This is a genomic window from Nocardia sp. CY15 (genome assembly GCF_009829295.1).
Lineage (GTDB): Bacteria > Actinomycetota > Actinomycetes > Mycobacteriales > Mycobacteriaceae > Nocardia > Nocardia sputi.
On record NZ_VUOT01000001.1, the window covers coordinates 954,522 to 967,514 of the forward strand.

The 12,993-nt window shown below is 70.1% G+C and carries 10 protein-coding genes; 4 read left to right on the top strand and 6 right to left on the bottom strand.

Features of this window, described 5'->3' with window-relative positions:
* Positions 1-50 precede the first annotated feature (50 nt).
* Together GVY39_RS04600 and GVY39_RS04605 are read left to right on the top strand one after the other, a co-directional pair.
* Positions 51-923, top strand: coding sequence for a hypothetical protein (locus tag GVY39_RS04600; protein ID WP_159920833.1), 873 nt, complete (start codon positions 51-53; stop codon positions 921-923).
* 51 nt (positions 924-974) lie between these two features.
* Positions 975-2,318 (top strand): AarF/ABC1/UbiB kinase family protein, encoded by a 1,344-nt coding sequence (locus tag GVY39_RS04605; RefSeq protein WP_159920831.1) that lies wholly within the window; start codon positions 975-977, stop codon positions 2,316-2,318.
* Between the two features lie 160 nt (positions 2,319-2,478).
* On the opposite strand, the gene GVY39_RS04610 is transcribed toward GVY39_RS04605, so the two are convergent.
* From GVY39_RS04610 to GVY39_RS04620, 3 genes are all read right to left on the bottom strand, one after another.
* Positions 2,479-2,802, bottom strand: a complete 324-nt coding sequence (locus tag GVY39_RS04610; RefSeq protein ID WP_159920829.1) for a WhiB family transcriptional regulator — start codon at positions 2,800-2,802, stop codon at positions 2,479-2,481.
* A gap of 138 nt (positions 2,803-2,940) precedes the next feature.
* Positions 2,941-3,279: a hypothetical protein gene (locus GVY39_RS04615; RefSeq protein WP_159920827.1), complete on the bottom strand. Its 339-nt coding sequence runs from the start codon at positions 3,277-3,279 to the stop codon at positions 2,941-2,943.
* A gap of 112 nt (positions 3,280-3,391) precedes the next feature.
* Positions 3,392-5,539, bottom strand: coding sequence for an ATP-dependent DNA helicase UvrD2 (locus GVY39_RS04620; RefSeq protein ID WP_159921293.1), 2,148 nt, complete (start codon positions 5,537-5,539; stop codon positions 3,392-3,394).
* Positions 5,540-5,757: 218 nt separating this feature from the next.
* On the opposite strand from GVY39_RS04620, the gene GVY39_RS04625 reads away from it, so the two are divergent.
* Positions 5,758-5,988 (top strand): mycoredoxin, encoded by a 231-nt coding sequence (locus GVY39_RS04625; RefSeq protein WP_086007524.1) that lies wholly within the window; start codon positions 5,758-5,760, stop codon positions 5,986-5,988.
* Between the two features lie 43 nt (positions 5,989-6,031).
* Here GVY39_RS04625 and nudC read toward each other — a convergent pair whose 3' ends face one another.
* Positions 6,032-6,937, bottom strand: a complete 906-nt coding sequence (gene nudC / locus GVY39_RS04630) for an NAD(+) diphosphatase (RefSeq protein ID WP_159920825.1) — start codon at positions 6,935-6,937, stop codon at positions 6,032-6,034.
* Between the two features lie 46 nt (positions 6,938-6,983).
* The gene (locus GVY39_RS04635; RefSeq protein WP_159920823.1) at positions 6,984-8,039 is read right to left on the bottom strand and encodes a TrkA family potassium uptake protein; all 1,056 of its coding nucleotides are present in this window, start codon (positions 8,037-8,039) and stop codon (positions 6,984-6,986) included.
* Between the two features lie 621 nt (positions 8,040-8,660).
* Between GVY39_RS04635 and GVY39_RS04640 the strand changes: the two genes are divergently transcribed.
* Positions 8,661-9,074 (top strand): hypothetical protein, encoded by a 414-nt coding sequence (locus GVY39_RS04640; protein ID WP_159920821.1) that lies wholly within the window; start codon positions 8,661-8,663, stop codon positions 9,072-9,074.
* Here the strand turns inward: GVY39_RS04640 and GVY39_RS04645 are convergent.
* Positions 9,031-12,942 carry an ATP-dependent DNA helicase gene (locus tag GVY39_RS04645; RefSeq protein WP_304654069.1) on the bottom strand — a complete coding sequence of 1,304 codons (3,912 nt, stop codon included), beginning with the start codon at positions 12,940-12,942 and terminating at the stop codon, positions 9,031-9,033. The two genes, GVY39_RS04640 and GVY39_RS04645, sit on opposite strands and share 44 nt — an antisense overlap.
* Between the last annotated feature and the right edge of the window lie 51 nt (positions 12,943-12,993).

The window sequence follows — 12,993 nt, forward strand, 5'->3', positions numbered from 1 at the left end:
GTGGGGGTTTCGGGACGAGTCGTACACCGCGTGGTCCGCATACTGATGACATGACAACGATGTGTCGCGGTCCCCGGTTGCGCCCCAGGGTAACCGTCCTGGTCCGCCCGACCGGCGTCGTGCAGCTGGGGTGCGATCCGGAAACGGCGGTGGTGCTCGGTCCGGAAGGCATGGACGCCGAGACCGTTCTCGCCTTCCTCCGCCTGCTCGACGGGCTGCGCACCAAACCGCAGATCATCTGGCGAGCCGGGGAATGCGGAATCGACGCCGAGCGCGCCGCGGCATTGCTCACCCTCGTCGACGAAGCCGGACTGCTGGACCACCCGGAGGACCGGGCCGGACAGGTGCGAGCGGTGCGAGTGCACGGGCTCGGTCCGCTCTCCGACGCCGTGTCGGCCGGGCTGCGCGCGCTGGGAGTGCGGCCGAGCCGTTCCCGGGACTACCCGTCCGGTACGTCGGTAGTGCGGTCGTGGGAGTCGGACCTCGTGGTGCTCGCCGACGCGCTGATGCCCGACCCGAGGCTGGTGAGCGACCTGCTGCTGCATCGCATCCCTCATCTGCAACTACGTATCCGAGACAACAAGGGCGTCGTCGGGCCGCTGGTGCTGCCCGGCGTCACCAGCTGCCTGCGCTGCGCGGACCTGATCCGCTCGCAGAACGACGCCGATTGGCCACACCTCGCCGCCCAGCTACTGGGCCGCGTCGGACATGCCTCCCCCGCCGGGATCACGGCGACCACGGCGGTCGCCCTCGGCGAACTGGAGGCGATCATCGCCTGCTCACCGCGGCGCAGCCCGGCCACGTTGAACGCTACTCTGGAGCTCGACCTGGATGCACACGTCCTGGATCGGCGGGCGTGGGGCCGCCATCCCGCGTGCGCTTGTGCACGGGTTTCCACAGAACTCGGCGTCGGAACTCGGTAGTGATCAAGATTGCCGTGGCCGATCGGCTGGTCCGTCCGCCATGATGGGTACGTGTCTGAGATTGTGCGCCGTCGCTCGTCCCGCAACGCCAAATTGGCCAAGATCCCGCTCGGCATCGCCGGGCGGGCAGCCGTCGGGTTCGGCAAGAAGCTCGCCGGAGGCGACAAGTCCGAGATCAACGCGCAGCTCAACCAGAAGGCCGCCGAACAGTTGTTCACCGTGCTGGGTGAGCTCAAGGGCGGCGCGATGAAATTCGGACAAGCGCTCAGCGTGATGGAGGCCGCGGTACCGGAGGAGTTCGGCGAGCACTATCGCGAAGCGCTCACCAAGCTGCAGGCCGCCGCGCCGCCCATGCCCGCCGCAACCGTCCACCGGGTGCTCGATCAGCAACTCGGCACCCAGTGGCGCACCCGTTTCCGTGACTTCGACGACGCACCGGCCGCTTCGGCCAGTATCGGGCAGGTGCACCGGGCGGTGTGGTCGGACGGGCGGACCGTCGCGGTCAAGGTGCAGTACCCCGGCGCCGACGAGGCCCTGCGCGCGGATCTGAAGACACTGTCACGTATGTCCGGTCTGGTCGCCTCCGTGATCCCGGGTGCGGACGTCAAGCCGATCCTCGCCGAGATCACCGAACGCACCGAAGAAGAGCTGGACTACCGCAACGAGGCGGCCAACCAGCGCGCCTTCGCCAAGGGCTTCGACGGGCACGGCGAGATCGTGGTGCCGAAAGTGGTGGCCAGCGCGCCGAAAGTGATCGTCACCGAATGGCTGGACGGCATCGCCGTCTCCACGATCATCAAGCAGGGCGCCGAGGACCCGGCGGGCACTCTCGCGCTGCGCAATCGTGTCGCGGGGCTGATGGGCCGGTTCCACTTCTCCTCCCCGGAGGTCGTCGGACTACTGCACGCCGACCCGCACCCGGGGAACTTCATGATGCTGCCCGACAACAGGCTCGCGGTCATCGATTTCGGCGCCTGCGCACCGATGCCCGACGGCTTTCCCCCGGTGCTGGGCCGGATGCTGGCCCTCGCGGTCGAGGAGCGTTTCGCCGAACTCACCGAACTGCTGTACGACCACGGCTGGGTCATTCCCGGCCGGGTGGTCACCCACCAGGAGATCGCCGACTATTTGCGCCCGTTCACCGACCCGATCCAGACCGACTCGTTCCACTTCACCCGCAGGTGGATGCAGCGCGTGGCGGGTAAAGCCTCGGAGTTGTCCAGCCCGGAGATGAAAACCGCGCGGGCACTGCAACTTCCGGCGGAATACGTGATGATCTTCCGCGTGCTCGGCGGTTCCGTCGGCATCTTGGCGCAACTCGACGCCGAGTTGCCGTTCATGCAACTCGTCCGCACCTGGATGCCCGGTTTCACCGAAGAACGTACTGCTTCCTGACTCTCAGCGCCGCAGGCGCCGCAGATCGGACACCACGCAGAGCAGCCGCCCACCGACGACCGGTGGGCGGCTGGTCTGCTTTCTCGTTCGTTGGCTCGTCCCGTGCCGGGACCGACCGAATCGAGCACATCGACCGGAGGGAGGGAAGTCACTCCCCGGCTCACGCCGGGACCGCGACCTTGCGCGGACGACCGCGGGGACGCTTGCGGGCGATCACGACACCCTGGTCGAAGATCTCACCGCCCCAAACACCCCACGGCTCACGGCGATCCATGGCGGCGCTCAGGCAGCCCTTGCGGATGGGGCAGGTCGCGCACAGCGCCTTGGCCTGCTCCAACTGGACCGGGCTCTCGGCGAACCAGAGGTCCGGATCTCCAGCACGGCAGGGCAGGACCTTGGTGATCTCCTGGGACGGAGTAGTCGACGCCACGGTTCGGCATGTCACGTCAGTAGTGGCCTGCGGCCAACCCTGTGCGGTGAACACGTCGTTCTCCTTCAGCTTGTTGCAGCGGTTCGTTTCGTTGAGCGGCGAAACCGGTGCCGGTCGGCTGAAGGGCCGGAGAATACTGGCCACGGTTTCGCTGTCGCGCGATCCGTGGCCAGGAGGTCGGGGAAGAGTTCCCTACCTAGGTCGACATCTGTGTCGAGTCCTGTTCACGGTCGCTGGGTGTGCGGTGCGGAGGCGTGCTGCCCGCGGATCCGCCGGCTCGAAGCCGACTTCATCCGCGAAGACACCGAGTGCTGCCTCGGCAGCCGTCGGGTGCCAGCCCGCGCTGGGCTTGCCCTGGATTTCGGTACGGATCGAGGCGTGCATGGCAGCGCAATTCACTTGCGTGCCGAACGTGCCGAACCCACCGATTTCGGACAGACCGATCCCCTGCAAGGCGAGGATCCCCCGGGAGGCCGCCATAGGCGCATAGACCGCAACGCCATTGGCGCTGAAGTTCGTGGTGTTGCCCATTGCTCTGCCTCCCTCCTGTACTCGTGTTTGTCGGTAACTGTGCGCGCCGAGATGCCCTCCCGGTGCGTGAAATCCACCATAGGCAAGATCTTCCAGCGCCACAACCTATTTTCTACCTGCGGTTTTGTGACCTTGATCGAAGCCGGGACGCGACGATCGCGAGCACGTCGGCGCCGAACTGGTCGATCTTCTTGGCGCCGATGCCCGCGATCGCGGCCAGCGCGGCGTCGTCGGCGGGCAGTTGTTCGGCGATCGCGGTGAGCGTGGTGTCGGTGAACACGACGAATTCGCGCACCCGCAGTGCCTGCGCCTTCTCCGAACGCCAGTCCCGCAGTGCCGCAAGCAATTCGGCGTCCAGTTCGGCCGGGCAACGGCGGCAGCGGCCGAGCATCGTCGCATAGGTGCCGATCAACGGCTTCGCGCAGACCCGGCAGGTCGGGCGGACGCCGTTCGGGGCCTGCGGCGCGGCCGCGATCCGCGACGCGGGCGAATCGTCGGGGACGAGGCCGTTGAGGAATCGCGAACGCCGCCGCGTGCGCCTGCCCCCTTCGTTTCTGGCCAGCGCCCAGGACAGTCGCAAATGTTCGCGCGCCCTGGTGACCCCGACGTAGAGCAACCGCCGCTCCTCCTCGAGCGCCGCCTGGTCGGCGACCGAGCCGTCGTCGGCGAGAACGTGCGCGATCGGCATGGTCCCGTCGGACAGGCCGACGAGGAACACCGCGTCCCACTCCAAGCCCTTGGCGGCGTGCAGCGAGGCCAGCGTGACCCCTTGCACCGTGGGTGGATGCCTGGCCTCGGCGCGCGCCGCGAGTTCGCGCAGCAGCCCGGTCAGGTCGAGCCGCTCGCCGTTGCCGACCAGTTCCTCGGTCAAGCGCACCAGGGCGACCAGCGAGGACCAGCGTTCGCGCGCCTGGGCGCCTGCGGGCTCGGTGGCGGTGAGGCCGAGCGGGGCGAGGGCCGCGCGGACCAGTGAGACCAGCGCTTTGCCGCTGCGTGCCTGATCGGGCAAGTCCTCGCGGGTCGCGACCTGCCGCAGCGCCTGCACGGCCTGCCTCACCTCCGCTCGGGCGAAGAAACCCTCACCGCCGCGCACCTGGTACGGGATGCCGCGCTCGGTGAGCGCCTGCTCGTAGCTCTCCGACTGGGCATTGATCCGATACAGGACGGCGATCTCGGCGGCCGGTGTGCCCGCCTCGATGAGCCGGCCGATCGCCTTGGCCACCGCCGCGGCCTCCGCGGGCGCGTCGTCGTATTCGGCGAACACCGGTTCGGGCCCGTCGGCGCGCTGGCCGATCAATTGCAGCCTGGTGCCCGCGATGCGCCCGCGCGCCGACCCGATCACCCGGTTGGCCAGCGACACCACCTGCGGAGTAGAGCGATAGTCACGTTCCAGACGGACCACGGTGGCATCGGGATAACGACGGGAGAAGTCCAGCAGGTAGCTCGGCGTGGCGCCGGTGAACGAGTAGATCGTCTGGTTGGCGTCGCCGACGACGGTGAGGTCGTCCCGCTCGCCGAGCCAGGCGTCGAGCACGCGCTGTTGCAGCGGCGTGACGTCTTGGTACTCATCGACGACGAAACTGCGGTACCGGCCGCGAAATTCGTCGGCCACCGCCGGATAGTCCTCCAGCGCGGCCGCCGTATGCAGCAGCAGGTCGTCGAAATCCAGCAGCAGCCCGTCCGGCGTCGCCTTGAGCTTCTCGTAACCGGCGTAGACGTCGGCGACGCGCAGCGCCTCATAGGGGGTCTCGCGCCGCTGCTCGGCCACCGCCGCCGTGTAGTCCTCCGGCGCGATGAGCGAGGCTTTCGCCCACTCGATCTCGCTGAGCAGGTCGCGGACGCTGTCGGTGGCCGTGGACAGTCCCGCCTGGTGCGCCGCCTGCGCGACGATGGGGAACTTCGCATCGATCAGCCGCCACGGTACGTCACCGACGATCTGCGGCCAGAAGTACTTGAGCTGCCGCAACGCCGCCGCGTGGAATGTTCGCGCCTGCACCTGGGTCGCGTCGCCGCCGAGGCCGAGCGCGCGCAGCCGGGTGCGCAGCTCCCCCGCCGCCCGCGCGGTGAACGTCACCGCGAGCACCTGATCAGCCTTGACGTGCCCCTGCGCGATCAGGTGCGCGATGCGATAGGTGATGGTCCTGGTCTTGCCGGTGCCCGCGCCCGCGAGCACGCACACCGGGCCGCGCGGCGCGCGGACGGCGGCGGCCTGCTCGGGATCGAGGTCGGCGAGGTCGAGAGCGGGCACGCGGTCCATCATGTCAGCGGCCACCGACACGCACCGTAGCGCCGTCGCGTGCAGCGGTGTCACGCCCGCGTCGGCGGCACACGCGGACGGAGCCTTTCCTTCCTTGCCGCAGGTCCCCACCGCTGTGGACGGTGAGAAGCCGGCGCCGGTTGGAAAAAGGTTCGAGTTGGAACAGTGCGCGGGTCTCCGGCGTTGCAGTCTCCGTGACTGACGCGAACCCCACCCTGACGATGTACTCGACCACCTGGTGCGGCTACTGCCGCAGGCTCAAGAAGCAGCTGGACGAGGCGGGCATCACCTACGTCGAGATCGACATCGAGCAAGATCCGGCGTCGGCCGAGTTCGTCGGCAGTGTCAACGGCGGCAATCACGTCGTGCCGACCGTCAAGTTCGCCGACGGCTCCACAGCGACCAACCCGTCGCTGGCGGCCGTCAAACAGGTCCTCGCCGGTCTGTCCTGATCAGGCGCGCGCGGGTCGTCCCGACCCGCGCGCGAGCATGTGCTCAGTCGATCGCGGCCCAGGATTCGACGATGGTGCGCGCGATGGAGATCGAGCCGGGCAGCAGCAGCTCGGCGCCCTCGCCCTGCTTCGACCAGTCGCCCACCGCCAGCGCTTCGCGCACCTGCGCGCGGGTGAACCAGTTGGCTTCGGCGATCTCCCCGTCGGAGAAGACCAGCGGCTGCTCGGGATCGGCGACCGCGGCGAAGCCGAGCATCAGCGAGCGCGGGAACGGCCACGGCTGGCTGCCCAGGTAGCTGATCTCGCGCACGTCGAGGCCGACTTCCTCGCGCATCTCGCGCTCCACGCAGCGTTCCAGCGACTCGCCCGCCTCGACGAACCCGGCCAACAGCGAGAACAGCGACTTCGGCCAGCTGTGCTGACGCGCGAGCAGCACCCGGTCACCACCGTCGTGGATCAGGCAGATCACCGCCGGATCGATCCGGGGAAACTCCTCGTAACCGCTCTCGGTGACGCGCGACCACCCCGCCTTGGCCGCGGTCGTCACCGTGCCGTCGGCACCGTGGAATCCGGCCTTGTCGTGCCAGTTCAGCAATGCGATCGCGGTGGAGAGCAGCCCGGCGGTGCGGTCGTCGACGGTGCCGCCTGCCAGCGCGCGCAAATCGGTCAGCGTGCCCTCCAGCTCCGGGTCCCGCACCGCCCAGAGGTGGATGTCGTCCTCGACGCCGAGGAACACCGCGGCCGGGCTCGGCTCGGCGGACAACTCGAGTGCCGATTCCAGGACCAGGACGCCCTCCTCGAACCGCGCCTGCCCGCGCCGGTTGACTCGCAAGAGTCTCGCGCTGCCCCAGCCCTCCTTCAGAGCCTGGGCATCACCCCGGATCTGCTCGGCCCGGTCCACGACGGCACGGGACAACAACGGAACACTATTGAGCTGAAAAGCGGACACGGTTCGAGACTATCGCGCCCTGGCTACCACCCGGCCCGCGCCGTGATCACTTCGCCGATCGACGGATGTAGAGCAGTTTGTCGCGCGCCTCGATCGCGTCGACCTCCGGCTCGCCCACCCGGTGCAGCACGCCGTTGCGCACCACGCCCAGGACGATATCGCCGAGATGCCGTGGCGAGCCGCCGATCTCGGACGGCTCCACCTCACGTTCGGCGACGGCGAAGCCCTCCTCGGGCGTCAGCAGATCTTCCATCATCTCCACGACCGTCGGCGTGGTCGTCGCGATGCCGAGCAAGCGGCCCGCGGTCTCCGAGGACACCACCACCGAGTTCGCGCCGGACTGCCGCACCAGGTGGGTGTTCTCCGCCTCCCGGATCGCCACCACGATCTTGGCGGTCTTGTTCAACTCCCGGGCGGTCAGCGTGACCAGCACGGCGGTGTCGTCGCGGTTGGTGGCGACCACCACCGACTCGGAGTTCTGCACACCGGCCAGTCGCAGCACGTCGGATTGGGTGGCCGAGCCGTGCACCGTGACCAGCCCGGCGTTCGCCGCCGCCTCCAAAGCGACCATGTCGGTGTCCACCACGACGATGTCGGCGGGCTGCACGCCGTCGCCGAGCATCGCGTCGATCGCGGTCCGCCCCTTCGTGCCGTATCCGACGACCACGGTGTGATTGCGCACGGTGTGCCTCCATCGCTGAATCTTGAAAGCCTGCCGGGAACGTTCGGTCAGCACGCTGAGGGTAGTTCCGACCAGGACGATCAGGAAAAGGATGCGCAGCGGGGTGATGATGACGATATTCGCCAACCGCGCATCGGGCGTCACCGGGTGGATGTCGCCGTATCCGGTGGTCGACAGCGAAACCGTGGCGTAGTAGAACGCGTCCAGGAACGACAGCTCGTTTCCCGAGTTGTCGTGGTAACCGTCGCGCCCGATGTACACGACCAGCGCGGCCAGGAAGAGCAGCGCCGTCGCGAACAGCACCCGCCTGGTCAGCGAAATCCACGGGCTGGCCTGCACTTCCGGGATGCGCAGCACGCCGACCAGGGCGAAATCGGGGCGATTGGCCAACCCCAGAGCACGCGCTCGATCACCGAACACCGGACACACCCGCCGGCTCGTCGCTCGTGTCGGTCATCTCCGGTATTCCTTGTCCCTCCGGCACAGGAGGGCAGCCTACTGTGTTTGATTCTCCAGCGCCTGCGGCGCTGGGTGTTCGCGGCCCCCTTGTGGCTCGCGTCCGAGCGACCGCCGCTGGCGACTTCGTCGCGGACGCGGCGGCCGCTCGGACGCGAGCCGGGCCGCGAACGGACAATGCTCGGTCTCGCTTCGCTCGAAACCGGGAGTCGAGCCGAGCCGGGCACGTCGGCATTCGAGTACCAGACGTAAATGTATGCCCGCAACGGCTCACCGTCGAGTCGACGGCACCCGCCACGGCTACTCGGATGCGCGCCAGGTCGTCAACGGCACATGCTGAAGCCCGCAGGTCGCGTCCACGCGAAGAGCGCTCGCTCCTTCGTCGCTTACGCAGCGGCCACTCGGGCGCGAGCCGGGCCGCGAACGGTACATGCTCGAGCCCGCAGGTCGCGTCCACACGAACGGCGCTTGCTCGGTCTCACCGGGGTGAGACATGTCGGATTGGGCGGTGAGGGGGCGAAACGCCGAGCCCGCATCAGGTCGGCCCGGGTCGACGCGGCCGCCGGGTGAATGCAAGGGTGCCTCATGGCAGAAAACACGCTGACACCCGTGGCCGCTGCCGGGCGGCGGCCCGCGCTGGCCCTGGCCACCCTGCTGTTCGGCAGTGGGGTGCTGCACTTCGTCTGGCCGAAGCCCTTCGATTCGATCGTGCCGCGCTTGCTGCCGGGCCGGGCCCGCGACTACACCTACGCCTCCGGCGTGGCCGAACTCGGCGTCGCCGCCGCGCTCGCGATCCCGCGTACCCGCGGGTTCGGCGGACGTCTCGCGGCACTGCTGTTCATCGCGGTGTTCCCGGCCAACGTGCAGTTCGCCGCGGACGTGCTGGCCAGTGAGAAGGCCCCGCGGCTGGTCAAGATCGGCGCGGCGCTGCGGCTTCCGCTGCAGATCCCGCTGATCACTTCGTCGCTGGCGGTGAGCCGGCGGGCGCGGCGTTCCTGACCAGCTCGGCCAGTTCGTCCGGACCGGCCAGGTTCCTCGGCGCGATGGTGCGCCCGGTGCGCACGTAGTGGAACGCCGCGCCGATCCGGGGCAACATCTCCTGCTCGGACCGTCCCTCGCGCGCGGCCATCAACCGTGCCCACGCCAAGCGGTACACGGCCAGCTGCATGGCCACCGCGGGCTCTTCGGCGGCGCTGGGCTCGGCGCCGGTCTTCCAGTCCACCACGATCCAGCCGCCGCCGGGTTCGGCGAACACCGCGTCCATCCTGCCGCGGATCACGGTGCCCGCGATCGAGGTCTCGAACGGGATCTCGACCTCGATGGGGCTGCGGTCGGCCCACGGCGAGTTCAGGAACGCCTCCTGCATCGCGGTGAGTTCGGCGTCCAGGCCCGCGTCGGCCGCGCCGCTGTCGGCCGCGCCCGGCAGTTCGTCCAGACCGAGCAGGCGGGTGGAGCCGAACCAGCGCTGCACCCAGGCGTGGAACGCGGTACCGCGGCGGGCCAGCGGGTTCGGCGGGTAGGGCAGCGGACGACGCAGGCGGGCGGCGAGTTTCGCGGGGTCGGCGCGCAGCTCGACCAGTGCGGTCGCCGCGATCTGACCGGGTAGCTCGACCTCCTCGGCCGCGGCAGCGGCGGCCTGGTGTTCGGCCAGCAAGGCGTCCACGTCGGCGGCCCAGCCTTCCGGATCGTCCGGGTCCGGCACCGGATGAGTGTGCTCCGGCCGGTACGGGTCCTCCGGCGGGGGCGGAGCGAAGCCGGTCGCGGCGAACGGCTCGTCAGCGGACAGGTACTCCTCCACCGGGTCCGGCGCCGAGCCGAAATAGGGCTCGATGTCCGCGTAAGGGTCGGCGTATTCGGTCGCGAGGACCTCGAAGTCGTCCGCGAACTCGTCCGGTGGGACCTCGTCGTCGGGCGGATAGTAGGCCGGTTCGTCCGGGTATGCCGACGCGTCGTCCAGCGGCGGCAACTGCCCTTCGAGGAGGCCGCGGCCCTGGGCGGTGTCGTGTGGCGCAGGACCGGCGTCGGCAGGGCGGGAGCGCAGATCGGCCAGAGCGGCACGGACCAACGCCGCGCCCTGTTCGACGGGGTCGCGGCGGGTGCTGAGCGGGTCGCGCGGCCACTCGGCGGTGGCGGGGTTGTCGGTGAACGGGTTGACGGCGTCGGCCGCGGGCGGGTCGTCCCAGCGGTCGATCGTCAAGACGTCGTATGCCGGGCTGTCGGGGTCCTGGTGCGCGTGCTTCAGCTCCAGCAGGAAATCCGAGGGCCCTTTCGGGGAGCTACCGGTCTCCGCCCAGTGGTGGGCCGAGACGAGCAGCACGCGTTCGGTTCTGGTGAGCGCGACATAGAACAGGCGGCGTTCCTCATCGATCCGGCGGCGCTCCAGCGCCTCCTTGTGCGCCTTGATCGCGCGGTCGAGGTCGGCGCGGTCGTAGAGGTCGGTGAGATCGAGCACCGGCACGCCTTCGGCCGCGTCGTCCTGCTTCCGGTCGCCCCGCAACGACGTCGGCAGCTCGGCGAGCGCGCCCAGCCACGTGCCGGAACCGACTTTGGACGGGAAGACGCCCTCCACCACGTGCGGCACGGCGACGATCTCCCATTCCAAGCCCTTCGCCGCGTGCACGGTCAGCACTTGGACCCGGTCCTTGGCGACCTCGACCTCGCCCGGCTCCAGGCCGTTCTCGACCTCCTCCGCGGCGGCGAGGAACGCGAGCAGTCCGCCGAGCGAGGCGCCGGTGTCCGCGGCGTAGCCCGCCACCACTTCGGCGAACGCGTCCAGATGCTCGCGTCCGGCCCCGGTGCCCGCCATGGCTCGTCGCGTCTGGGTCTCCACGCCGACGCCGATGGTGCGCTCGACGTCGGCGACCAACTCCGCCAGCGGCTGCCCGCTGCGTTCGCGCAACGCGGCCAGCTCCCGTCCCAGCGCCTCGATACGGGCGAACCCGGCCTGCGAATACTGCTGCCGCGGACCGGGATCGGCGATCGCGTCGGCCAGCCCGGCCTGCTCGGCCGGTTCCGGCGCCACTTCCCGCAGCGCCTCGTCCAGCGCCGCGCCGTCGGCGATCTCGGCCGGGCCCTGCGACCCCGGAGGCCGGATGGACAGGTCCCTGGCCCGGCGGGCGAGCGCGGCGATGTCGGCCACTCCCAGGCGCCAGCGCGCGCCGGTCAGCACACGCATGGCGGCGCTGCCGGAGCCCGGTTCGGCGATCAACCGCAGGGTGGCGACGATGTCGGCGACCTCCGGGGTGGCCAGCAATCCGCCGAGCCCGACGATCTCCACCGGGAGCCCCTGCGCGCGAAGGGCTTCGGCGAGCGGCGCGGCATCGGCGTTGCGGCGCACCAGCACCGCCGACGTGGGCGGCGGCTGCTGCGCCGCGCGCCGGGCGGCCCACTGCGCGGCGATCCGCTCGGCCACCCACTCGCGTTCGTCGGCCACGGTCGCGGTCAGCGCCAGCGCCACCACTCCCGCTCCGGCATCGGGCTTGGCGCGCAAGGCGTCGACGGTCACGCCGCCGCCTTCGATCGCCTTGCGCCGCAACGGTTCCGCCACCAGATTCGCCAGTGCCAGCGCCTCCGGCGGATTGCGCCAGCTGGTCAGCAACGCCAGCGTGGGGGCGGGCACGCCCGGTGCGGTGGGGAAATCGGTGGCGAACCGGGGCAGATTCGCCGCCGAAGCGCCACGCCAGCCGTAAATCGACTGCATCGGGTCCCCGACGGCGGTCACGGCGAGCCGTTGCGCTCGCGGGTCTTGCGGCGGGGTCCGCTGGTCGTGCCTCCTGGTCTCGGCGCGAGGGTCGTGCGCACCGGCGAACCGCGGTCGGCACTCTTGCGTCATGTCCCCGGCATCGGCGCGCTGGGAGGTCGGCGCGAAGTGGGCGTCCTGCGGACCGTCACCGATTGGGGACGCTGTCTCCGGCGGAAGCTGGTCTTCCACCGAGGAATCGTCATCGGTTCTCTGAGTGCCGTCCTCCGCGCCACCGAACAAGGCGGCGAGCAGGACTCGCTGGGCGTGGCCGGTGTCCTGGTATTCATCGAGCAGGACCAGGCGGAAGCGGGCGCGTTCGGCGGCGGCGACCTCGGGATGCTCGGCGGCCAGGCGCGCGGCCAGCGACATCTGCGCGCCGAAATCCAGTGCGCCGCGCCTGCGCAGAGCCTCGGCGAGCTGCTGCACCAGCGGCAGCAGTGCCACCCGTTCCCGCTGCACCTGCACGATGTTCAGCAGGGTCTGACTGGGCCCGCCGCGCTGTCGCGGACCCGCGGGCAGTGTGTGCACCAGCTTCGCCAGCTCGGTGTGCGCCTCGGCCAGTTCCTCGGGCTCGACCAGATGCTCGGCCAGCTGCCCGGACAACGCGAGCACCGCCTCGGTGACCGACACCGGGGTGCGGTCGGTCTCCAGGTCTCCGTCCCAGGCGCGGACCACCTGATGGGCGAGCTGCCAGAGCTGTGTCTCGGTCAGCAGCGTCGCCGAGGGCTCTACCGGAAGCAGCAGGCCGTGTTCGGTGAGCAACCTGCCCGCGTACGAGTGGTAGGTGCTGATCTCCGGTTCCGCGCCGGTCAGCTGGGCGCGCAGCCGACCGGTCGGGTCGAGTTCGCGCAGCAGCGGCGCGCCAGCGAGCCGGGCCAACCTGGTCCGGATGCGGGCGGTCAACTGCTGTGCGGCTTTACGCGTGAACGTCAGCCCGAGCACTTCGTCGGGCAGCACGAGCCGGTTCGCGACCATCCACACCACGCGGGCGGCCATCGTCTCGGTCTTGCCCGCGCCCGCGCCCGCGACGACGAGGGTCGGGCCCGGTGGGGCCGCGATCACGGCGGCCTGTTCGTCGGTCGGCGGCGGCAGGCCCAGCGCTTGCGCGAGCTGATGCGGCGTCACCCGGCCCGTCACCGCGCCGCCCCGGCGATCGACCGCGGCGAGACCGACGAG